Source organism: Pseudoalteromonas sp. KS88 (assembly GCF_004766475.1).
In the GTDB taxonomy this organism is placed as follows: Bacteria; Pseudomonadota; Gammaproteobacteria; order Enterobacterales; family Alteromonadaceae; genus Pseudoalteromonas.
On sequence record NZ_PYHV01000001.1, the window covers coordinates 76,194 to 98,697 of the forward strand.

Annotated in this window: 21 protein-coding genes and 2 tRNA genes; 9 read left to right on the forward strand and 14 right to left on the reverse strand. The window is 39.2% G+C overall.

Annotated elements, in window-relative coordinates; all coding sequences use genetic code 11:
- Positions 1–125: 125 nt before the first annotated feature.
- The 14 genes from C7Y70_RS00290 to C7Y70_RS00355 all read right to left on the reverse strand — a co-directional run bounded on the left by C7Y70_RS00290 (position 126) and on the right by C7Y70_RS00355 (position 16,147).
- On the reverse strand, positions 126–2,447 hold the full coding sequence (locus tag C7Y70_RS00290; RefSeq protein ID WP_135472993.1) for an MMPL family transporter: 2,322 nt from the start codon (positions 2,445–2,447) through the stop codon (positions 126–128).
- Positions 2,447–3,448 carry a YCF48-related protein gene (locus C7Y70_RS00295; RefSeq protein ID WP_135472994.1) on the reverse strand — a complete coding sequence of 334 codons (1,002 nt, stop codon included), beginning with the start codon at positions 3,446–3,448 and terminating at the stop codon, positions 2,447–2,449. Before C7Y70_RS00295 ends, C7Y70_RS00290 begins: the two co-directional genes overlap by 1 nt.
- A gap of 128 nt (positions 3,449–3,576) precedes the next feature.
- Positions 3,577–4,941 (reverse strand): DUF1329 domain-containing protein, encoded by a 1,365-nt coding sequence (locus C7Y70_RS00300; RefSeq protein ID WP_099293997.1) that lies wholly within the window; start codon positions 4,939–4,941, stop codon positions 3,577–3,579.
- A 10-nt stretch (positions 4,942–4,951) separates the two neighbouring features.
- Positions 4,952–7,054, reverse strand: a complete 2,103-nt coding sequence (locus C7Y70_RS00305) for a DUF1302 domain-containing protein (RefSeq protein WP_135472995.1) — start codon at positions 7,052–7,054, stop codon at positions 4,952–4,954.
- A gap of 243 nt (positions 7,055–7,297) precedes the next feature.
- The gene (locus C7Y70_RS00310; RefSeq protein ID WP_099294002.1) at positions 7,298–7,519 is read right to left on the reverse strand and encodes a DUF2835 family protein; all 222 of its coding nucleotides are present in this window, start codon (positions 7,517–7,519) and stop codon (positions 7,298–7,300) included.
- A 3-nt stretch (positions 7,520–7,522) separates the two neighbouring features.
- Complete coding sequence (gene pepN / locus C7Y70_RS00315) at positions 7,523–10,117, reverse strand: aminopeptidase N (RefSeq protein ID WP_135472996.1); 2,595 nt, start codon at positions 10,115–10,117, stop codon at positions 7,523–7,525.
- A 45-nt stretch (positions 10,118–10,162) separates the two neighbouring features.
- Positions 10,163–11,626 carry a Na+/H+ antiporter NhaC gene (gene nhaC / locus C7Y70_RS00320; RefSeq protein ID WP_135472997.1) on the reverse strand — a complete coding sequence of 488 codons (1,464 nt, stop codon included), beginning with the start codon at positions 11,624–11,626 and terminating at the stop codon, positions 10,163–10,165.
- 173 nt (positions 11,627–11,799) lie between these two features.
- Positions 11,800–13,833, reverse strand: a complete 2,034-nt coding sequence (prc, locus tag C7Y70_RS00325) for a carboxy terminal-processing peptidase (RefSeq protein WP_099294008.1) — start codon at positions 13,831–13,833, stop codon at positions 11,800–11,802.
- 26 nt (positions 13,834–13,859) lie between these two features.
- On the reverse strand, positions 13,860–14,510 hold the full coding sequence (gene proQ / locus C7Y70_RS00330) for an RNA chaperone ProQ (RefSeq protein WP_099294010.1): 651 nt from the start codon (positions 14,508–14,510) through the stop codon (positions 13,860–13,862).
- Positions 14,511–14,524: 14 nt separating this feature from the next.
- Positions 14,525–14,803 carry a hypothetical protein gene (locus C7Y70_RS00335; protein ID WP_099294012.1) on the reverse strand — a complete coding sequence of 93 codons (279 nt, stop codon included), beginning with the start codon at positions 14,801–14,803 and terminating at the stop codon, positions 14,525–14,527.
- Complete coding sequence (locus C7Y70_RS00340) at positions 14,800–15,261, reverse strand: GAF domain-containing protein (RefSeq protein WP_099294014.1); 462 nt, start codon at positions 15,259–15,261, stop codon at positions 14,800–14,802. The genes C7Y70_RS00335 and C7Y70_RS00340 overlap by 4 nt, the downstream gene beginning before the upstream one ends.
- Positions 15,262–15,386: 125 nt before the next feature.
- Entirely contained in the window at positions 15,387–15,782 is a 396-nt protein-coding gene (locus C7Y70_RS00345) for a hypothetical protein (protein ID WP_099294016.1), read from the reverse strand.
- A 130-nt stretch (positions 15,783–15,912) separates the two neighbouring features.
- Positions 15,913–16,003 (reverse strand) — tRNA-Ser (locus C7Y70_RS00350).
- 53 nt (positions 16,004–16,056) lie between these two features.
- A tRNA-Ser gene (locus C7Y70_RS00355) sits at positions 16,057–16,147 on the reverse strand.
- A gap of 252 nt (positions 16,148–16,399) precedes the next feature.
- On the opposite strand from C7Y70_RS00355, the gene C7Y70_RS00360 reads away from it, so the two are divergent.
- The 9 genes from C7Y70_RS00360 to purB all read left to right on the forward strand — a co-directional run bounded on the left by C7Y70_RS00360 (position 16,400) and on the right by purB (position 22,451).
- Complete coding sequence (locus C7Y70_RS00360; protein WP_135472998.1) at positions 16,400–17,065, forward strand: Bax inhibitor-1/YccA family protein; 666 nt, start codon at positions 16,400–16,402, stop codon at positions 17,063–17,065.
- Between the two features lie 55 nt (positions 17,066–17,120).
- The gene (tusD, locus tag C7Y70_RS00365; RefSeq protein ID WP_099294020.1) at positions 17,121–17,474 is read left to right on the forward strand and encodes a sulfurtransferase complex subunit TusD; all 354 of its coding nucleotides are present in this window, start codon (positions 17,121–17,123) and stop codon (positions 17,472–17,474) included.
- Positions 17,471–17,827 (forward strand): sulfurtransferase complex subunit TusC, encoded by a 357-nt coding sequence (gene tusC, locus C7Y70_RS00370; RefSeq protein ID WP_099294022.1) that lies wholly within the window; start codon positions 17,471–17,473, stop codon positions 17,825–17,827. Before tusD ends, tusC begins: the two co-directional genes overlap by 4 nt.
- Positions 17,824–18,090, forward strand: coding sequence for a DsrH/TusB family sulfur metabolism protein (locus C7Y70_RS00375; RefSeq protein ID WP_099294024.1), 267 nt, complete (start codon positions 17,824–17,826; stop codon positions 18,088–18,090). Before tusC ends, C7Y70_RS00375 begins: the two co-directional genes overlap by 4 nt.
- Positions 18,091–18,093: 3 nt before the next feature.
- Entirely contained in the window at positions 18,094–18,423 is a 330-nt protein-coding gene (locus tag C7Y70_RS00380; protein ID WP_099294026.1) for a TusE/DsrC/DsvC family sulfur relay protein, read from the forward strand.
- Entirely contained in the window at positions 18,423–19,097 is a 675-nt protein-coding gene (locus C7Y70_RS00385; protein WP_135472999.1) for a pseudouridine synthase, read from the forward strand. Before C7Y70_RS00380 ends, C7Y70_RS00385 begins: the two co-directional genes overlap by 1 nt.
- 248 nt (positions 19,098–19,345) lie before the next feature.
- On the forward strand, positions 19,346–20,446 hold the full coding sequence (mnmA, locus tag C7Y70_RS00390; protein WP_135473000.1) for a tRNA 2-thiouridine(34) synthase MnmA: 1,101 nt from the start codon (positions 19,346–19,348) through the stop codon (positions 20,444–20,446).
- Complete coding sequence (gene hflD, locus C7Y70_RS00395; RefSeq protein ID WP_099294032.1) at positions 20,446–21,048, forward strand: high frequency lysogenization protein HflD; 603 nt, start codon at positions 20,446–20,448, stop codon at positions 21,046–21,048. The genes mnmA and hflD overlap by 1 nt, the downstream gene beginning before the upstream one ends.
- A gap of 32 nt (positions 21,049–21,080) precedes the next feature.
- Positions 21,081–22,451, forward strand: coding sequence for an adenylosuccinate lyase (gene purB / locus C7Y70_RS00400; RefSeq protein WP_099294034.1), 1,371 nt, complete (start codon positions 21,081–21,083; stop codon positions 22,449–22,451).
- Positions 22,452–22,504: the final 53 nt, after the last annotated feature.

A 22,504-nucleotide genomic window follows, 5' to 3' on the forward strand; every position in this document is an offset into this window, starting at 1 on the left:
TTTTACAGCTAATAAACAGCCCTTTCGATGAAAACATTTTAAGCATTTCAGCTATTTGGTCATCTATTCACAAAATATAGATATAAATGGCCTATTACGGCCATTTAGGAGCAAAAATATTCACATTATTTTTTCTGGTCGGTCCAGAGCAGGCTGCCTATCGCTGGTAATAACAGCACAGCACCGAGCATATTCACCAAGAACATAAAGGTTAGAAGAATACCCATATCAACTTGGAACTTAAGATCAGAGAAAATCCATGTACTTACACCAATCGCTAAGGTAATACCTGTGAACAATACGGCACTGCCCCTTTCTACCAATGCATTACGGTAAGCTGTAGGTAGAGAAACACCTTGCTTAAGTTGCCCCATCATTGATGACAAAATATAAATTCCATAATCGACACCTATACCCACACCTAACGCTATTACCGGTAATGTAGATACTGTTAACCCAATTTGCAGTTGTACCATTAAGGCCTGTGCAAGAGTAGATACGATATAAAGCGGTAACACAACAGCAATAGTCGCTTTAACACTTTTAAAACTAATCAGACATAAAATAATTACAGCACCATATACATATATCATCATAGGTAATTGCGCAGCTGCGACTGATTCATTGGTTGCCGCCATAACACCCACTGGACCCGATGCTAACTTAAACTGTAGTTTATCGGTCTGCTCTTGCACAGCAAACTCCTTAACCCTGCTAATAACATTGTCGATAGTTTCAGCTTTATGATCATCTAAGAATATAATCACAGGCATCACCGAGCAATCACCATTGAGCAAGCCCGTGCTTGTTTCAACTCGTGCACTTGCTTGAACCAAACTTGCCGTATTACGCGGTAATGTTTGCCACTTCAAATTACCCTCGTTGTATCCGGCATTAACGGACTGCGCGACTGAACTTAAGCTAACCGCAGATTGTACGCCTGCTAAATTTTCAACCTTATATTGAAAACGACTGATCCGTTGCATCACATCATGATCTGTACATGCGGCAGGATAAGCTTCAACCAACACCTTCAAAATATCTGAAGAAATTGTGTATTTGTCCGATATCAAAAAGGTATCTTGGTTATAGCGAGCATCTTGGTGCAATGAAGGTGCGCCTGCATGTAAATCACCAATTCGCATTTTATCTGCTTGCCAGTAACCCAATGCAAAAAGTACTAAAGTGAATGCTATGATGATTTTAGCAATTTTAAGATCTGTTGCCTTAACCAGTAACTCACGTAGTTTATCTAACGCATTGGGTTTGTCAGTGTTGCCTGATTGAATGTGCACTGTGTTTTCAAAGCGCATGTATGACGCCCACACAGGAAGCAATATTAAATTTGTAAAAATGATAACCGCGACACCTAAGCTAGCCGTAATCGCAAGCTCTCGGATGATACCAATATCAATCGTCAGCAAGGTTAGGAAACCGACTGTATCTGAAAGTAATGCAATACCTCCAGGTACAAGTAATGCTCTGAAGCTTGACTGACAGCAAACGCGCGTTGCTTTACCCTGCGCCACTTTCTTGCCAATTGCATTAATCATTTGCACACCATGACTCACGCCAATGGCAAAGACTAAGAACGGCACCAGAATTGACATTGGGTCCAGACCAAAACCAAGACTTGACAATAACCCTAACTGCCAAACAACCGCAATGATCGAGCAAGCAATAGGTAATACAGTCAGTTTAAGGCTGCCACAAAATAACCAAACCATGATAAAAGTAAAGGCAATAGCGATTGCGAAAAACAGCACAACCCCTTTGGCACCTTCAGCAATATCACCTGCCATTTTAGCAAAGCCAATAATATGTATACTGACATTCTCAGTGCTTAGTGGCTCACGAATTTGAGACTCAAGCTTTTCAGCGAAAGCTAAAGTGTCTAGCTTCTCTTGTGTTTGAGGATCTGTTTCTAATAACTGCGCACTTACCATAGCGCACGAATAATCAGACGCGATCATTCGACCAACAACCTTCGCTTTCTCAATATTTTGCTTAACTACAGCTAAGCCTTGTTGATCTGCTTTAAAGTTTGCGGGAATAATTGGGCCACCAGCAAAACCATCCTCAACAACTTCAACAAAACGCGCACTTGGCGAGAATATAGAGTTTACAAGAGGTCGATTAACACCTGGTATAAAATAAAGCTGGTCGTGGACTGCTTTCAACTGCGTGAAAAAGTCAGGGTTAAATATGTTGCCACTATCATCACAAACAGAAATCAAAATGCTATTTGCACCACCGAATTGCTTCTCATGTTTCAAATACACTTTCATGTAGTCATGATTCAATGGTATGTTTTTATTAAAAGAAGCATCTAGTTGAATATGAGTTGCTTTAAAGGCAAGTATGCATGTCAACAATACAAAACTGATGAGCATGATTAATCGATGACGAAACACCGCTTTTTCTAAGAAATCTAATATCCCTTGCATTACGGAGTAATCCCCTTCACTTTAATCCCATCTTCAGATGCCATAATAAGTTGATCCTTAAAGATAACTGCATCTAGTATTGATTTACCATTTGGTAATTGTTCAACTTGTAGCTTGTTATTTTTTAAGTGAAAAATAACACCACTATTGGCAAGTAGTAACCAACCTTGTTGACCCATGTCTAAAATACTGTTCACTGTAGCTGTTTTATTGTTTTTTAAGTGCACCCACGGCTCTGTCGCTGTTCGGGTAAAGATGTTACCTCTTAAGCCTGCGACTAATGCCTGTTCTTGATCATTTTTTGCATAGGTGAAAAATGAACCTGGATAGATTTCGTCGTCGCGATGCCAAGTTTTTCCATTATCTGAACTACGCGCCATCAAGCCCATTTCACCAACAATAATAAGTTCATTTTCAGTAGCTACTATTCTATTGAAATGCGGTAAAATAGAGCTTGTTTCAATCTCATAACCTTCGGGATCAGTTTCTTTAAGATCAGCAAGATAATCTCTATCATCTTCATGCAATAGTGACGCTAAAAATCGTTTGTTCCACTGTTTACCGCCATCTGATGTTTCATAAAACATGCCATAGGCGCCAACTGCATAGCCATTTAAATTGTCAGTAAACATAATATCTAAACACGGTTTATCTAATTGCTCATTGACTTGTTGTAATTGCCAGTTAGCCCCTCCATCTAGTGAATGAATAATGGTGGCATCATGACCACAAGCCCAGCCAACTTGACCGTCAATAAAATCAACAGCAGTGAGTAATACTTGGGTAGGTACGAAAGCTTGGTCCCATTTAATTGCATCTTTACTGGTAACAATTGTGCCGTGCTTACCAACTGCGACGATTTTTTCGCCATTGAATTCAATATCAGTTAAAAGCGTTTCTTGTGCTTTAGCTGCACTTATAGCAGGACGTGGCGTTGCTGCCGAAACAATAAATGTAAGAAAGGCCAAGGTGGTTAACCCCGCATAAAGCAAATACTTCATATATTAAAATCGCCTTGAGGAGAGTAAGTTTGTCATCAATCGTGCAAATGGAAAAACCAGTGTGTGTCAGAAAGACAAACGTGAATTGATAAAAGGCACCTAATAAACATTAGGTGCCTGTCTTTTATTTAACGACCAGCGCGGCGTAATGCGTTAGACGTAAACTCGTTATCGTTGAATGATTTTGAGAAATCATACATTTTTTCTTGGTTATCTAAACCAATTGCAAGGTAACGACGAGAGTTAAGATCGTGATAAACATCTAGCGTGCTCCAGTTTGTAAGCGCATCATAATAATTTAAACCATGCGCCATACCAACTCGATACATTTGGTCACGATTATCATAAATATCGGTTACGTGTATTTGCCAGCTGTCTTCATCAATATAAAAAACACGCTTTTTATAAATATGTCGAGTGTCTTCTTTTAAGTTTGCTTCAACAACCCAAACACGGTGTTTTTCATAACGAACGTGTTCAGGATTAATATGACCGGCCATCAGAATATCATCGTACTCTAGCTTATCACTGTGCAGCTTGTAACTGTTGTACGGAATATACAGTTCTTGCTTACCTTTTAGCGTCCACGTGTAACGGTTTGGAGAACCGTTAAACATATCAAAGTCATCCGTTGTACGAAGGCTATCAGCAGCTGTACCCGGCGCATCATAAGCAACATTCGGTGCGCGACGAACACGGCGTTGTCCTGAGTTGTATGTCCATGCCTGGCGAGGAGTTAATATTTGGTCCATAGTTTCATGTACAAGTAATGCAGTACCTGCTAAACGTGCTGGCTGTGTTACTTTTTGTTTAAACTTGAACAAAATATTAGATTCTTGCAACTCTGCTGGGGTCGCTTCTGGATCTGAGTACTTAACAAGTAACTGCTCATCGAAGCCAACCATGTTGTATGAACCTGAAGCAGTCGGTGCAGCTTGACCACCAAAACGTTCAATCGATAATCCGCGATAACGAAGTAAGTGATTCCAAATAGCTTCTAAACCATCTTTTGGAATTGGAAACGGAATACCAATTGCCGTATTCTTAATACCATTACCGCCTTCAATTAACTCGGCTGTAGGTGCATATTCTTTGGTAGCATCATACACAAATTGTGGGTTTGAAGCGCTACGGTGCGTTTTATATATATTCATTTTGAAGGTATCAGGATACGCTTCGAATAATGCAACTTGGCCTGGGCTAAGATGTTCTTTGTACTTAGCTAGATTTGATTTATCGATTGTAAATAATACTTTATCGTCTGCAAACGGATCTATGTGGTGCATACCCGGCGAATAACCTGCTGGGGCCTTTGTTATTCCGCCAGTCCATGCTGGAATAGAACCATCAGCATTACCTGCCTTTTCTGCGCCCACTGGCGTCAAATCATTGCCTAAACGAGCAACTTCTTCACTTGTCATTTTAGCAAAAGAAGCGTTTGTAGCGAACAAGCCACACACTGCTAGTGCGATGAGGGTAGGTTTTTTTATCATGATGATACCCTTATATTGAATATTTAATATTGAAAGAAACATAATCACGGTCAGAGAAAGTATTTGTTTGACCGCCACCCCAGAACGTATTGTAACTAAAGTCAAATGACCACGCATTTTGATAGTTAAAGTTCATAGTCATACCCAATGATTTACGATCTTCAATAAATAAAAACATAGGATCAGGGGTAATACCATTTACGTCATGAGAAAATACAAAACGTGGTGAAAAATTCACACCTTTGAAAAAGTTATAATAATCACCTTTTGCGATTAAACGATAACCCCAAGCAGAGGCTGTTGGGAATGGGTTTGTTTCAGGCCCATTCGAAAGGCCTAGGTGCAAAGTAGAATAATCAACAGACCCTGGGCCTGTAATTACACCACTTCGTCCAGTACCTGATACATTCAGACGTAGCTCATCGTACTCTGGCATGTCATTAATTCTAACACCGCCGACTTCACCCACCACAGCCCAGCTGTCAGCACCTAGTGACGGGCCAAACAAGTGTGTTGCGGTAAATTGAATTTGTGCTGTATTACGCTCAATATAACCTTGTGCTGTTTCACCAGGGCCTACAACGCTTGTAGCATCGCCTTCACTCATTTGTGAGATGCCAGCAAGGTCTGGACGAAGTCCCGCAACAGCTAATTGCTCAGGCATACCCGCATACAGTAACTCTACATCATCAATCTGGAGTGGCTCATCTTCACGGAAGGTAAATTCACCAGCAAATGCAGTTTCACCCAAAGAGGTGTTAAAGCTAAGACCATATAACTTAATATCTTCAGGATATACTAATTGACCTTGCGTAAACGCGTTTAGATCAGTCACATTGTCTTCTGTAATTGTTACATCAGGAGACAAAATCATTGCTAAGTCAGCGCCAATTGCTTCACCTGTAAAGTTTGAAACTTTACCAGAAATAAGTGGACGACGACTGTGATAGTTGATGTGGTATAGTGCTACTTCTGTGTCATTAAGTTCTGGCAGGAACATACCTAGACGCAAGCCATATTGACCACCATTATCAGGGTCAGTTTTACCCGCGTTACCTTTACCCTTAAGAGCAACTTTTGTTGGGTAAGCCAAATACATGTTTGCAAGTAGCGCTTGACCTTCAGCACTTTGCGGATTTATACCCTGCGCAGTGGCTGCAGCAACCCAATTTTGTTGCAGTGAATTAAGACTGTTTGTCAAAAACTCAAGGTCAATATCAGGGTTAGCAGTAAAACCTAATTGGATATTTTGTTGATAGCCATTTTCTGATGCGAAATCATTGGTAGAAAAATAACTGCCAGCTACAGGCAAACGTGTCTCGTGCCAGTCATACTGATAGAACGCTTCAAGATTTATGTTATCAGTAATTCCTAAAGAAGCCCAAAGCATGCCTACAGGAATAAATGCTTCTTTGAGCTCAGAGCCAGGTGCTTTTAAACGGTCAATATCAACAGGGTTTACATTGATACCATGAGATATCAGTGTACTTTCCCCCCAGTTAACCACTTGTTGGCCTAAACGAATTGAAAGTGGGTTATTGCCATCATTCAAGTCAAAATTAGCCCAAACGTATGCATCTAGTAACCTAAAGTCAGCACAAACTTGCTCTTTAGTATTGTCATCATCACATGGGTCAACACCAGAACCAGAAGTCGGATTGATGTAAGCACGATCACCGTCCATCAATTCAAAATCATAAAAATACATGAAGCGGGTAAAGAGACCGTAATTATCTTTACTTATTGATAGATCATGTGTTCCTTTTAATAATTTAGAGAACGACTCACCGCTATCAAAATTAAGGTTTCCAGCATCGCCGTTATTCGAATAAGCGCCGTCTTGCGCCCAAACATCTGCTGATGAGTAAATTGGATTAAGTGCAGAGTTATAACCTGTCCAATTAAATGCAGGATTATTACTTTTACCTATATGAGAAAAGTCACGGTCTTCGACACGTATACTTTGCCCATATGAAAAATTTGAATCAAACGTTACGTCAAAGCCACCAACATCAAAATTAGCAGCATTAACTGAACCGGCAGATAAACCAAGCGTTGCAGCAGCTAGGCCTAAAACTATTTTGTTTTTAACAAAAAGCGATCTTCTTATCATTGTGTGTTCCCCTTGTCGCGGGCATTTTGTGATCAAGTTGTTGTTTTTAGTGTAGTAGTAACGATAGAACCGAAACATAAAAATTACAAACAGAACGCGTTCAAACGACTATAAATTTACAATTTAATTAGCGTTTACGTAATGGTAAGACGTCCTACCAGATAATTTATACACGTAAATTAACAATAGGACAAATTGAATTAACAAAAATACAATATAAATATTAATTTTTTTAGAAAATACTTAGCTAACCCGCTCTAAGCGAATAAACTTATTATCTAATGTTAACAATAAACGAAAGCGCCCTCTCACTCCTAAAGAAGAAATAAAAGGACGTAAATGGTGGGCATCAAAGCGAACTTTTTTACCCCCATCCTCAATAACCTGGACTGATCTATATTTACCATCGTAGTAATCTAAGCACTGGTTGTAAGTCAGGTTTAAAAAAAAGTAATACTCACGCATAAGTCATTTTAAAGCTTTTTCAACTTTTTCAAATAAGTCATCACTTAAATTTTCTAAGGTCGCTAACCGCATTAATTGAGCTTTCATTCCTTGGGCCCGATTAGTGTCATAGCGTCTCCACGACATAAATGGTGTTAACATACGAGATGCATTTTGAGGATTGATTGAATTGAGCTTAATAAGTAAATCACCCAAAAGCGCATACCCTGTGCCATCTTCACGGTGGAACTGTGCAGTATTAAAATGGCTAAAGCTACCCACAAGTGCACGAACTCGATTTGGATTGGAAAAATCAAAACATGGGTGATCATATAAGCGTTTTATATGCTCAATTGCCCCTTCTTTGGATTGCATCGCTTGTAAAGCAAACCATTTATCCATTACGAGCACATCATGTCGCCATTGGCTGTCAAAGCTAGCAAGTAACTCATCACACAACGGATGTTGAGCCTTAACAACGGCGCTCAGACTCGCTAGCACATTCGTCATGTTAGTTGATTTTGCACCAAGGGCTAAGCAAGCTGCTACATCATTAGTTTCAAGCTTAGCTAGATAATGTAAGCATTGCCCTTTTAAAGCACGTATTGCAACTGCACTGGCATTAAGCGAACCATCATCAACGAGGCTGTTATAGCATGACAAAATTGGATGGTAGAGTTGTTGCGCAATTTGTTGTTCAAAACATGCGATAACATCAACTATCTCATCTACGGGTATAACTTCAAACTCAGCTGCGAGTGTATCGAACGTTGGAAGTTTCAATAGCTCTGCGGTCAGTGCAAGATCGCCAGTACTATCTGATACAAGCTCAGACAGAGTATTTATTACAGCGTCACTAAGTACAGCATTTTCAGATTCTATAATGGCATTTTTCACAGCATTTATGAACAAGGTTTGCTGAGCATCCCAACGAGAAAAATCACTGCGAGCATAGCGCATAATATGCAAAAGTTGGCTTTCGTTAATTTCATGATCAAGAATGCATGGTGCTGAGAAGTCTTCTAGTAGCACAGCTACAGGCTGTTTTGTAAGGCCATCAAAGTTAAATTCCTGATATGTTTCTGTCACATTCAATACTGAATCAATGCAGACATTCTGATATTTTAAATCCAGACTCCTACCATTATCATCGAGCAGTTCTATTGCAAACGGAATATGCAGAGGTTTATGCGCAGGATAATTACTTGGAGGATGCTGCTCAATCGCTACTTTTAATGTTCCGCTGTTTTCGTCAAACGATTGCTTAACAGACAACCTTGGTGTGCCTGGTTGGCTATACCAATATTTAAACTGAGTAAGATCAATACCTGATGCGTCACTCATTGCACAGACAAAGTCATCACAGGTCACAGCTTGACCATCATGACGCTCAAAATAAAGTGTCATACCTTGTTGAAATTTCTGCTCACCCAAAAGGGTATGCATCATACGAATAACTTCTGCACCTTTGTCATACACAGTTACAGTATAAAAGTTATTCATTTCAATGACTTTTTCTGGCCTAATTGCATGTGACATTGGGCCTGCATCTTCACTAAATTGATGTGTACGCATCACTTTTACCGCATCAATACGGTTGAGCGCTCGCGAACCTAAGTCACTGCTAAACTCCTGATCACGAAACACAGTCAGCCCCTCTTTTAATGAGAGCTGAAACCAGTCACGGCAAGTAACACGATTACCAGTCCAATTATGGAAGTATTCATGTCCTACTATCGATTCAATCGTGTGGTAGTCTTTATCTGTTGCAGTTTCTTGATTTGCTAAAACACATTTAGAGTTAAAAATATTTAACCCTTTATTTTCCATTGCACCCATATTGAAAAAATCAACAGCAACAATCATATATATATCAAGGTCATATTCAAGATTGAAGCGTTCTTCATCCCACTGCATTGATTTCTTTAAAGAGGCTATAGCATGCGGTGTTTTAGATAAATTTCCTTTATCAACAAATAATGCCAGATCCACACTGCGACCACTTTTAGTAATGTACTTATCTGTTAGTACATCAAAACTGCCTGCTACAAGTGCAAATAGGTAACTCGGTTTTTTAAATGGATCCTGCCATTTAGCAAAATGAAGCCCATTATCCAATTGACCTTCAGCAATCTTATTACCGTTTGATAATAAGTGCTCATATTTTTGCTCTGCTATTATTGTTACATCAAAGCTCGCAAGAACATCGGGTCTATCTAAAAAGTAGGTAATCTTTCTAAAACCTTGTGCTTCGCACTGGGTACAATAGGCTCCACCTGAAAGGTATAGACCCTCTAATGAAGAGTTGGTATCAGGAGACGTCTCAGTAACAATACGTAGCTGGCAGCTAAGAGGTAAGTTCTTTACAATTAATTGTTCTTTTTCTACTTGATAATCAGCATACTTTGAGCCGTTTAACTCTACTGAGATAAGTGTTAAATCCACCCCATCCAAGATTAAGTCTGCATCTGATTTATCTGTTCTTTCTAATTGTAAAACAGCACTAACACGCGTGTTTAATGGTTTTAATTCAAAGGTTAAATCAACATGTTCAATTTTAAATTCAGGGGCTTTATAGTCTTTAAGATATTGCGCTTTAGGCTTTTTAATTGCAGTCATAGGGTAACTCCAAATTTGCTCCTCCTCTTTGGAGGAGCATTTATTTTATGCGTGTTGCTTTGGCTTTATGCGTAAAATTTTAATGCCTAGATAAGCATAAACTACGGCCAAAAATGGATTTATTAAATTGAAGAAAGCATAGAAAAGGTAATCTAACGGGTTTACGTGTAAAACACTTTGCATATATGCACCACACGTATTCCAAGGGATTAGTGGGCTGGTAATAGTACCGCCATCTTCTAACGTTCTTGATAAGTTAACAGGCTTCAAACCGCGCTTTTCGTATTCGTCTTTGTACATACGACCAGGTACAACAATAGCAATATATTGATCAGCAGCAATCACATTAGTACCTATACAAGTAGCAATCGTCGCTGTAATTAATGAACCCGTGCTTTTAGCTATTTTTAAGATACTTTTAACAAATATATCTAATAAACCTGTTTTTTCCATAATCGCGCCAAACATCAAAGCAGTCATGATCAACCAAGTTGTAGTTAACATACCTGCCATGCCACCACCACTTAATAGTGAATCCATTTTTTCATCACCAGTGATTATATTAAACCCGTCGAAAAAAGTGGCCCAGATAAGTTTAAAATAACCAACTAACTGCCCTTGAGAAACGTCAATTTGGCTCGCTATTAAGTCCGATTGAAATAGCATTGCCCAAACAGCACCAATAACGGCGCCTATCGAGATTGCAGGGAATGCCGGCATTTTCTTAATGGCTAAAACAAGTAGCACAATCAAAGGGACCAGCATTTCTAAACCAATATTAAAATTCTGTTCTAGAATAAGCGTAATTTCATCAATACGCCCTGCTTCATTTGCTGCACTAGCATTAAATCCCATTACAATAAAAATAATCAAAGCAATAATAAAGCTCGGAACAGTTGTCCAAAGCATATGATGTATATGTTCAAACAAATCAGCCCCAACAACAGCTGGAGCTAAGTTAGTGGTTTCTGAAAGAGGACTTAACTTATCACCAAAATAAGCTCCTGATATAACAGCGCCCGCAGTAACCACCGAGTCTAGGCCTAAACCTGTAGCAACACCAAGAAGTGCAGTACCGATGGTCGCAGCTGTAGTCCATGAACTACCAATACTCATAGCAACTATGCCACATATTAAGCAACTTGCGGCATAGAACCAACTAGGATCAATAACCTGCAATCCGTAATAAATCAAAGTTGGCACTGTGCCTGAAAGCAACCACGTACCGATTAAGGCTCCAACCATGAGTAATATTAAAATCGCACCTAACGACAAAGTAATCCCTTCGATCATGGCATCTTCTAACTTCTTCCATGTATAGCCATTTTTTAGCCCAATTAAAGCCGCTGTAAACGTTGCAAATAACAATGCAATTTGATTTGGGCCTGATGATGAACTATCACCGAATAAATATACGGCAGCACCTAATAAACAGATGAGCACAGAAATAGGTATTAGCGCGTCAAAAAAACTCGCTTTGTTGATTGGTTTTTCTTCTACTGGATTCAAAATTGAAACTCCCACGTGTTGTTGTCTACACGCTTAATTATTATTTTTTAGCACAGAAACGATACAATAATACATCATCTCGTTCTGGGTTTAATCATCGATTATATCAATTTCATATGCTTTAGGCAGCAAAAAAGGCGCTTAAGCGCCTTTTTTGTAGTTTTAAATCGTTACTATTTCTTAGCTATACGTCCAAACTTTATGTAATCTTGTGTGATTAATGCCGCTTCTTCAAGAAATGGGTCTAAATCATCAAGAACGTCAGGAACATCTTCTAAGTCTTTTACTGGCTGTTCACCAAGACGAACTAAGCGCTCATTTGTACGCTTAAGTGCTAGTGCATCATTCTGCTCTTTTTCTTTAATGCGGTTTGCTTCAACTAAAGAAATTGTTTTACGATCTTTTTCTTCGTTATACCTAGCAATGTCTTCAAACACATAACCAAATTCAGGCTCTTTCTTGATTCTATCAATGTGTTGTTGCGATACATGGTTAATAGCAGATTTTAAATTATCAACAGAATTATATTTTGCTCTGATAATACTATCCCATGGTAACGCATTATCTTCTTGGCTTTCACCCCACTCTGCCGGGTCTATTGCTGACGGGAATGAAATATCCGGGATCACACCTTTATGCTGAGTGCTGCCACCATTGATGCGGTAAAATTTAGCAATGGTATATTGTACGCTGCCTAAAGGGTTATCATACAAATCATAAGCGCGGCCTAAACCTTTATGCTGCTGAACAGTCCCTTTACCAAAGGTTTGCTCACCTATCACAATCGCTCGACCATAATCTTGCATAGCAGCGGCAAAAATTTCAGAGGCTGACGCGCTGTAACGGTCAACTAAAACAGTTAATGGGCCATCGTAAAACGTTATACCATCCCTGTCTTTTTGTTCTTCAATTCGGTTGTTGAGTGTGTGAATTTGTACCACAGGACCTTGATCAAAGAACAGCCCTGAAAGTTGCGTTGCTTCGTATAGCGAACCGCCGCCATTTTGTCTAAGGTCTATAATAATGCCGTCAACTTTAGCTTCTTTTAATTTCGCGAGCTCAACTTTGACATCTTTCGATAAATTATTATAAAAACCCGGAATTTCAATTACACCAATTTTACTGGTTAGATCAGAGTATTTAGCTTCGAATACTTCCGATTTGGCAGCGCGATCTTCTAACCTAATTTTATCACGAATGATCTCAACGACTTTAGGTGTACCGTGTGTATCAGCGCCTTTAAGATATTGTAAGCGAACTTTGGTACCTTTAGGGCCTTTGATTAGGTCAACTACATCATCTAAACGCCAACCAATAATATCAACAAACTCTTCACCATCTTGCGCTACACCAATGATACGGTCATCCGACTTAATTTGTTCTGATTTGTCCGCTGGACCACCAGGTACTAAACTACGGATCACAGTATAATCTTCATCGTAGCCTAAAACAGCACCAATCCCTTCTAATTCGAGATCCATGTCCATTTTAAACTGTTCAGCTCGACGCGGTGAAAGGTAAGAAGTGTGAGCCTCGATACTTCTAGCGAATGAATTCATAACAATTTGGAACGCATCTTCGCTTTTAGTTTGTACTAAACGTTTTTGTGCGTTTTGGTATCGCTTGGTAAGTACTTTTTTAATACCGGGCCAATCTTTACCTGTCATTTTTAATCGTAACGCATCATATTTAACACGCTCTCGCCACAGCTCATCAAGCTCGGCTTGAGATGATGCCCATTGTGCATCTTCACGATCAAAATAATATTCATCGTCTTTATCAAACGTCATTTCAGTTTCTAACAATTTTAATGAATAATCATATCGCTCGAACCGTCTTTTCATACTCAAATTGAATATATCAAACGTAAAATCAAGCTTGCCAGTCGTCAATGCATTATCAAATTGGTTGCGGTATTGCTCAAAGGACGCAACATCCGCAGCCAAAAAGACGCTTTTATTAAAATCAAGGGATTCGATATAACGATCAAATACTTTACCAGAAAGCACGTCATTAAAACGAATAGGTTTGTAGTGTGCACGAGTAAATAAGTTCGCCACCCGTTTGCTAGCCGTACTATGCTGACTTTCTTGCTCCAATACAGGCAAGTCTTTTACTGTCAAAACATCAACAACGTCTGTCGATGCAAATAAAGACCCTGAATATAGGGCCGCGACTAACGGAATGAGCGTAAACTTTTGACTCATACACAACTCCTTAATTTATATACAGCTTAAACTATGTAAAGGCTGTCTGCTTTTGTTTTAACTTGCATGCCTGTTACTAACTCAACATGAACATCATCTTTGTTCACTTCAGTGATAGTCGCATTTACAAGTGCTTGGCCAAGTTTAACTTTAACCTTGTTATTAACCTTGACCTCACTTGATGGTAAAGGTTCAATTTTACCTGAACGCTTAGCAGGTGCTGCTTTAGCATTAGTATTGTTAACCTTAGCGTTTTTCTCACCATTTTTGGCGAACTGACCCGGTTTCTTTTTGTAAGATTTTGTGTCTGAATCATTACGAGGACGCTGTGCTTTTTTGCGTTTTGCCATTTTAGCACGGCTTTCTTCAAGCGCTTTTTGAGCATGATCAATGTGCTCTTGCTCTACTTTTTCACCCTGATTCCCATCTAAATCAATACGAAATTCAGACTTAGTAACGGCTTCTAAATAACGCCAGTTCGATGTGTATTTTCTTAAAGCTTGACGTACCTGAGTTTTACTTACTTTCTCAGATCCTTCAATACGCTCAGCAATATCTTTAAAGATACCTACTTTAAGCGGTTTGATGCCGTCTTTTTGTTTAAAACATTCTGGAAATTCTTGATATAAAAAATCCAGTACTTCATTGATATCTTTTAGCTTGTTTGTGGTTTCCATTTTAGAACCTTTTGTTACATCTTTTCGTCAATTGACGAATCGACATAGTGTGTTACCCAGTCGGTCAACTCTTCGAACTCAGCCTCAACCAGCGCCATATCGCCACGAAGGTGTTCCCAAATACCATTAATAATTTCATCGATTAATTCACATTCAAGGTCATCTGGAAGACGTTCCCAAGCAATATGAATCAAATCGTTTAGCGTTTCCGCTACGTGTTCTTCATCCCCTTCCCAATCACCAACATCAGCAATGGCAAACAGATAATCCTGTACATTTAATAAGTCTTTCATGCAAGCGTTGCCTCAAAACAGGCAGCTAATGCTTCAAGACCTTTTTGATCGTCGCTACTGAAGCGAGCAATACTCGGGCTGTCAATATCTAAAACAGCAAACACTTTACCGTTTTTAAGGATCGGTATTACTATTTCAGAGTTTGAAGCAGCATCACAGGCTATATGACCTGCAAATGCATGCACATCTTCAACAAGTTGAGTTTTTGCAGTCGCAGCAGCTGTTCCACAGACCCCTTTTCCTACAGGAATACGTATACACGCTGGATTGCCTTGGAACGGACCGAGTACTAATTCTGATGGAGAATCCATTAGATAAAAGCCCGCCCAATTTACATCGTCTAATGATGTAAAAAGTAACGCACTAATGTTAGCCATATTAGCTATAATGTTTGTCTCACCAGTAATTAGCGACTCAGTTTGTTTAACTAATGACTGGTAAAATTCTTGCTTTTGCATACCAAACTACTTCTTATCAAACATACAGTAGTTAAAGGTACTCTTTGTGGCCAATAATTGAAACCTTTTCAAGTCAAAAAAAGATAATTTACGCTAATTTTCAGCAGGCTTGGTTATTATTTCCACTATTGGCGCTCAGTCTTTTTTAAACTTGCTTTTCTTAATCCATATAAAAATAAACCAGCGGCAACAGCAGACATTGAGGTATTCACTAAAAAGACCATTCCTTGCGTTGCACTAAGCAAATAACTAAAAATAGCGCCACCGAGTAACCCGAGTGTAAGCACACCCGAATAATTCACTTTGGCATATTTAAACATCAACAAATATCCAGGTACAACAAATGCTGCCATCGTTAAGCCGACGATATGGGCATTGGCAATTGCACTCATGAGCAAATTAAAAAAGATTGTGATCGAATCACCATTTAAGGTTAGTGCGTAATAAGCACCTAACAAACTACCGATGATAATGGGAGAAAGTAGCGACAATGCAACGCTCTTTGCAAGCCTATGTTTCATTAAGCGTCCTAGATATAAAAAGTATTTAAGTTAATCATGCATGATGTTTTGCTACTTCGAAACAGAGACTATGGTCGTAATTATTTTTCACAAGACATAAAAAAACCCGCTGATAGCGGGTTTTTATATATGGTGGAGAGATAGGGATTTGAACCCTAGAGGGGCTACAAACCCCTGCCGGTTTTCAAGACCGGTGCATTCGGCCACTCTGCCATCTCTCCGAAACTGCTATAAGTTACGAGTAAGAGTGTACTCATAACTATTTTAAATTAGGTGGTGGAGAGATAGGGATTTGAACCCTAGAGGGGCTACAAACCCCTGCCGGTTTTCAAGACCGGTGCATTCGACCACTCTGCCATCTCTCCGACGGCGTGCATAATAGATAAACCCGTGCTCTTTGTGAAGCTTTTTTTGCAAAAAACTTTTCAAGTGCTTAAAAAACAATTAATTTGCACACTCTTCACACAAACCAGTCGAATTATCAGACAAATGGGAACTTTTATATTTATTTAATGGTCTATTGAAGTACAAACATTTGCCCAAATATGTAACTCTTGATAATCTAACTCTAGTTAATTATCGGAACTACAACAAGTTTCACTTAAAGGAGCTCTACAATGGCATTTAATCATTCGTACAATACCGCTAAACCGGTTATGTCGACCATTGAAACAAACAAGGTACTTAAAAATACCTATTTCTTACTGGCCATGACATTAGCATTTAGTGCAGTGACGGCTGGTATATCAATGGCATTACAACTACCTTATTTTATGGGGTTAGTTTTCACACTTATTTCGTTTGGCTTACTCTTTGTAGTCAACAAAAAAGCCGATAGCGCATCAGGCGTAGCTTGGGTATTTGCTTTTACAGGTTTAATGGGTGCCGGTTTAGGCCCACTTTTAAACCACTATGCAGCAATGCCTAATGGCTCTATGCTTATCATGCAAGCGCTAGGTTCTACAGCATTAATTTTCCTAGGTCTTTCAGCTTATGCTCTGAATACCAAAAAAGATTTTTCTTTTATGGGTGGTTTTTTAACGGTTGGCTTAATCGTTGTTATAGTTGCAAGTATTGTTAATATTTTTATTGGCAGTTCTTTAATGTTTATGGTGCTTAATGCAGCTGTAGTATTAATTATGTCTGGACTTATTTTGTTTGATACTAGCCGTATTATTAACGGCGGCGAAACAAATTATATCCGCGCAACTGTTTCTTTATACCTGAGCGTATATAACTTATTTACTTCATTACTTGCTCTACTTGGCGCAAATAATGACTAATTAAAAAGTTCTGTTAAAATAGCCCCTCTTTAGGGGCTTTTTTATTGGATATGTTTTGGCACGATTTGTACTTTCATTACACTGCGCACCGTCAGATCACGACACCACTCAACGACTATTCAAATTTGCAACCACTTGTCTAGAACAAGGGCATAGCGTTGATACTATTTTTTTATATCAACAAGGCGTGTACCATGCCAGCGAAGACATTAATTTAGCAACAGATGAGCTTGCTATTGCAAACCTTTGGCAAACGCTACATCAACGCGGTATTAAACTTATGCTGTGTATTACTGCGGCTGAAAAGCGTGGTCTTAATATTGCAGCCACGAATTTATTTACCGTTGCAGGCCTTGCCGAATTTGCGATGCTCGCCAGTGAAGCTGATAAATGGGTGCAATTTAAATGATTAACGTCCTTGTATTAAGTCAACATAGCCCTTTTGATGATATGCATATTCGAGATGCTCTAGACATGACACTCATATTTGCTGCTATTGAACAAAATATAAGCTGGTTATTTACTGGCCCTGCTGTTCTTGCATTAAAAGAAAATCAAAACCCTGAATCTTTAGGGCTGAAAAATTATTTTAAAAGTATAAAAACATTAGAAATTTATGACGTTGAAAATATCTATGTATGTGAGAAGTCTTTACTTGACTATAATCTGAGTAAAAATGATCTGATAATCAATGCAAAACCTTTAAACTTTAAAGCTCAAAGTCAATTAATTAGTGCGCAACAACAGGTTGTTAATTTATGAGCACATTACACATTTTTTCTAAACCAATTAGTTATTACGATAACGAACGTCTAGTAAACTTAATACAACAAAACGACACTGTTTTATTGGTCGGGGATGCTTGTTACTCACAGAAGCTTTATTTCCAGCTTTGTGACAAGCTTCTACTTTTATCCGACGACGCTAAAGCCCGTAACATTGAAATTATGCAACAAAATACCGCAATCGATTATGAAATATTCGTAGCAAAAACCCTATCTTCCTCTCAGTCTATAACTTGGTAACTCATGCTAGAATTTAAAAATCAACAAATCGAAACAGATAAACAAGGCTATCTTCTTGATCATCAACTTTGGACACCTGAGCTTGCACCAATTTTAGCCGAACAAGAAAGTATTGCTCTTACTGAACAGCATTGGGAAGTTATAAACTTTGTCCGCGATTTTTATCTTGAATACAATACCAGTCCCGCCATCAGAATGTTAGTTAAAGCCATGGCTAAAGCGCTTGGAGAAGACAAAGGCAACAGTATTTATCTTTATAAGCTTTTCCCAAAAGGCCCGGCTAAGCAAGCAACTAAAATTGCAGGACTGCCAAAACCAGCACGGTGTATTTAATGATGACAACAAATAAACCCAAGAACAGACGCAGCAGCGGGCGAAGTTTTAACAGAGATTTGTCTTCTCCCAGCAAACAGCCAATAAATACAAAGAACAAAAGAGAAATAAAAGCGCAGATCCCTTTAAGTGAGCGAAAAATTGTTTTGTTTAACAAACCATTTGATGTGTTATGTCAATTTACTGATGACAGTAATCGCCAAACACTTGCTGACTTTATTGATATTAAACACGTCTATGCTGCAGGACGCTTAGATAGAGACAGTGAGGGCCTTTTACTTTTGACTAACTGCGGTAAATTGCAAAACGCGCTCACTTCCCCGAATAAAAAAACCAGCAAAACTTATTGGGTACAAGTTGAAGGTGAACCGTCAGACGAAGTCATTAATATGTTGCGAAAAGGCATTATGTTAAAAGACGGGATGACACTACCTGCAAAAGTTGAACGTCTTCAGCCACCGCATTTATGGACACGCACACCTCCTGTTAGAGAGCGCAAAAACATTCCTACAAGCTGGTTGAGCATCAGCTTAACTGAAGGCAGAAACCGCCAAGTGCGACGTATGACAGCCCACATTGGTCACCCAACATTGCGGTTAATTCGATATCAGATTGGTCAATACACCTTAGATAATATTAAAAATGGCGAATATAAGTTACTCCAAGGCGAGTAATTACCGTTTGCGAGAATACTATTGCCCTGGTCAATACAACTCCATTTTTGAGCCCTCCTCATATCACTCACTGGTGTTTTTTAGGCAAGACAAAACTGATATTTTGGGTGGCTTGCCTTCTATTTTACATGCTATAATCGCGGCCTTTCATACGCCATAAGCTATATGAGTGTTTATAATTCGCACTCTGACTCTCTCTTGTGGTTAGTAGTATAAAATGACAGCAACCTGTATAAGCGAAAATATCCATGAGCGAAAATAGTCACATTAAAGTCATTGTTGGCATGTCCGGCGGTGTTGATTCTTCTGTATCAGCTTATTTATTAAAACAACAAGGCTATCAAGTTGAAGGCTTGTTTATGAAAAACTGGGAAGAAGACGATAATGATGAATATTGCGCTGCTGCTGAAGACTTAAAAGACGCGCAAGCGGTCTGCGATAAGCTTGATATAGAACTGCACACTGTTAATTTTGCAGCCGAGTATTGGGATAATGTTTTTGAGTATTTTTTAGCAGAATACAAAGCCGGCCGTACGCCGAACCCTGATATCATGTGTAACAAAGAAATAAAATTTAAAGCATTTCTTGAATTTGCAGCAGGTGCACTTGGTGCTAATTATATCGCCACAGGCCATTATGTGCGTCGAGAATTACGTGATGATAAATATGTAATGTGCCGTGGCCTTGATGATAATAAAGATCAAAGCTACTTTTTGTATACCTTAAGCCATGAGCACATTGGACAAACACTTTTTCCTGTAGGTGATATTGCTAAACCTGAAGTTCGCCGTATTGCTGAAGAACAAGACCTCATTACTCACGATAAAAAAGACAGCACAGGTATCTGCTTTATCGGTGAACGTAAATTTAAAGACTTTTTACAAAAATTCTTACCCGCACAACCTGGTGTGATTGAAGACACCGAGGGTCATAATGTCGGTGAGCATGAAGGATTAATGTACCATACACTTGGTCAACGTAAAGGTTTACTAATTGGTGGCATGAAAGAAGGCTCTGGTGAGCCATGGTACGTTGTGGATAAAGATATAGAACGCAATGTGCTTGTTGTAGGCCAAGGCAAAGATCACCCTCGCCTTTATAGTAATGGTTTAAATGCAAACCAATTACATTGGGTTGATAGAGTCGGCCCTAAAGGCACAACACGCTGCACAGTTAAAACACGTTACAGGCAAGAAGATATTAACTGCACCCTTCTTGTAGGCGATGATGGTTTGGCACGTGTACTTTTTGATGAGCCGCAAAAAGCCGTAACGCCAGGCCAATCAGCTGTCTTTTATGCAAATGAAGTATGCCTTGGTGGCGGAATCATCGACTCGGTGATCAAATAATGACAGAAAACCAAGTAATGGCTTTGGCAGCAATGTGTCAAATTGCCAAGCAAGTACAAAAAATTGCCCAGTATGGCAGTAGCAATGATTATGACCTTGAAAAATTACTTTCAAGTATTGTCGTAACTAACCCTGATTCACCAGAAGACGTGTATCAAGGGACTGAAAATCTTAGAGCTGGTTATCAATGCTTACTGGATCAGCTCAGTGCTGGCGAGAAGAAAGATGTTGAAATCGTCAAGTATGTCGGCGGCCTAATGCAGCTTGAGCGCGCACTAAGTGCAAAATCAAGTAGCTTAGCTGATCTTGGCAAAGGTATTGATGATATAAAGCGTCGTTTAGACCATTTTGCAATTACTGATGCAACATTAATCGCAGCCCTTGCAGATATATATTCAAAGGTGCTTAGCCCCCTTGGGCACCGCATTCAGGTTTATGGCAAACCTGATTTATTAAAACAGCAATTAGTACAACACAAAATACGCGCATTATTATTAGCGGGCATTCGAAGTGCAGTACTTTGGCGACAAATGGGCGGTAAGCGCCGCCATTTTTTCTTTGCAAAAAGAAAAATAATCGCCATTGCTAAAAACCACATATAATTATCGTTCAAAACTAAAATTTAGGAGTTATTATGGAGCTTTCAGCGTTAACAGCTATCTCTCCGGTGGATGGTCGCTATGGCAGCAAAACCACTGAACTACGCAGTATTTTCAGCGAATTTGGCTTGATAAAATACCGTGTAACAGTCGAAGTTCGTTGGTTACAAGCCCTTGCTGCTGCTGATGCCATCAAAGAAGTACCGGCATTTAGCGACGAAGCAAATGCTTTACTTAACGCGATTGTTGATAACTTCAGCGAAGCCGATGCACAACGTGTAAAGGATATCGAGCGTACTACAAACCATGATGTAAAAGCGGTAGAGTACTTACTTAAAGAAAAAGTAGCTGATAACGCCGAGTTACATGCAATTAATGAATTTATTCACTTTGCATGTACGTCAGAAGACATCAATAACCTGTCTCATGGTTTAATGCTCACTGAAGCACGTGATGAAGTATTACTTCCTTACTGTGATCAACTACTGAATGCAATCAAAGAAAAAGCGATTGAGTACAAAGCTGTACCCATGATGACCCGTACTCACGGTCAACCAGCAACACCTTCTACTATGGGTAAAGAGTTTGCTAACGTATACATGCGATTAAAGCGTCAACGTGACCAAATTGCGCAAGTACAAATGCTAGGTAAAATTAATGGCGCTGTTGGTAACTACAACGCCCACCTGAGTGCTTACCCTGATTACGATTGGCATAACCATGCAGAGCAATTTGTAACTAGCCTTGGCTTAACATTCAATCCATTTACGACTCAGATTGAACCTCATGATTATATTGCAGAGCTGTTTGATGCGATTGCGCGTTTTAATACCGTATTACTTGATTTTGACCGTGATGCATGGGGCTATATTGCCCTTAACCACTTTAAGCAAAAAACCATTGCAGGTGAAATTGGTTCATCTACAATGCCGCACAAAGTTAATCCTATTGATTTTGAAAATTCAGAAGGTAACTTAGGTCTTGCTAATGCAATTTTTGGTCACTTGGCTCAAAAATTGCCAGTTTCACGCTGGCAGCGTGACCTTACTGACTCAACAGTACTTCGTAACTTAGGTGTAGGCATGGGTTATGCGTTAATTGCATACCAATCTACACTTAAAGGTGTTAGCAAGTTAGAAGTAAACGAGCAGCGTTTACTTGAAGAGCTTGACCAAAACTGGGAGCTTCTTGCTGAGCCTATTCAAACCGTTATGCGTAAATACGGCATTGAAAAACCTTATGAAAAGCTTAAAGATTTAACTCGTGGTAAACGTGTTAATCAAGAAATTATGGCTGAGTTTATAGATGGTTTAGATTTACCAGAAGAAGCTAAAGTAGAAATGAAAAAACTGACGCCAGCCAACTATATCGGCCGCGCAGTAGAGTTCATCGACAATTTAGCGTAAACAAAAAGCTAAAACATTTAAAAAGCGAAAGGCTCCCCTTTCGCTTTTTTTAT

Coding starts and splice junctions, on each gene's coding strand:
- C7Y70_RS00290 (WP_135472993.1), bottom strand. CDS start 2,447: ATGCAAGGGATATTAGATTTCTTAGAAAAAGCGGTGTTTCGTCATCGA.
- C7Y70_RS00295 (WP_135472994.1), bottom strand. CDS start 3,448: ATGAAGTATTTGCTTTATGCGGGGTTAACCACCTTGGCCTTTCTTACA.
- C7Y70_RS00300 (WP_099293997.1), bottom strand. CDS start 4,941: ATGATAAAAAAACCTACCCTCATCGCACTAGCAGTGTGTGGCTTGTTC.
- C7Y70_RS00305 (WP_135472995.1), bottom strand. CDS start 7,054: ATGATAAGAAGATCGCTTTTTGTTAAAAACAAAATAGTTTTAGGCCTA.
- C7Y70_RS00310 (WP_099294002.1), bottom strand. CDS start 7,519: ATGCGTGAGTATTACTTTTTTTTAAACCTGACTTACAACCAGTGCTTA.
- pepN (WP_135472996.1), bottom strand. CDS start 10,117: ATGACTGCAATTAAAAAGCCTAAAGCGCAATATCTTAAAGACTATAAA.
- prc (WP_099294008.1), bottom strand. CDS start 13,833: ATGAGTCAAAAGTTTACGCTCATTCCGTTAGTCGCGGCCCTATATTCA.
- proQ (WP_099294010.1), bottom strand. CDS start 14,510: ATGGAAACCACAAACAAGCTAAAAGATATCAATGAAGTACTGGATTTT.
- C7Y70_RS00335 (WP_099294012.1), bottom strand. CDS start 14,803: ATGAAAGACTTATTAAATGTACAGGATTATCTGTTTGCCATTGCTGAT.
- C7Y70_RS00340 (WP_099294014.1), bottom strand. CDS start 15,261: ATGCAAAAGCAAGAATTTTACCAGTCATTAGTTAAACAAACTGAGTCG.
- C7Y70_RS00345 (WP_099294016.1), bottom strand. CDS start 15,782: ATGAAACATAGGCTTGCAAAGAGCGTTGCATTGTCGCTACTTTCTCCC.
- C7Y70_RS00360 (WP_135472998.1), top strand. CDS start 16,400: ATGGCATTTAATCATTCGTACAATACCGCTAAACCGGTTATGTCGACC.
- tusC (WP_099294022.1), top strand. CDS start 17,471: ATGATTAACGTCCTTGTATTAAGTCAACATAGCCCTTTTGATGATATG.
- C7Y70_RS00375 (WP_099294024.1), top strand. CDS start 17,824: ATGAGCACATTACACATTTTTTCTAAACCAATTAGTTATTACGATAAC.
- C7Y70_RS00380 (WP_099294026.1), top strand. CDS start 18,094: ATGCTAGAATTTAAAAATCAACAAATCGAAACAGATAAACAAGGCTAT.
- C7Y70_RS00385 (WP_135472999.1), top strand. CDS start 18,423: ATGATGACAACAAATAAACCCAAGAACAGACGCAGCAGCGGGCGAAGT.
- mnmA (WP_135473000.1), top strand. CDS start 19,346: ATGAGCGAAAATAGTCACATTAAAGTCATTGTTGGCATGTCCGGCGGT.
- hflD (WP_099294032.1), top strand. CDS start 20,446: ATGACAGAAAACCAAGTAATGGCTTTGGCAGCAATGTGTCAAATTGCC.
- purB (WP_099294034.1), top strand. CDS start 21,081: ATGGAGCTTTCAGCGTTAACAGCTATCTCTCCGGTGGATGGTCGCTAT.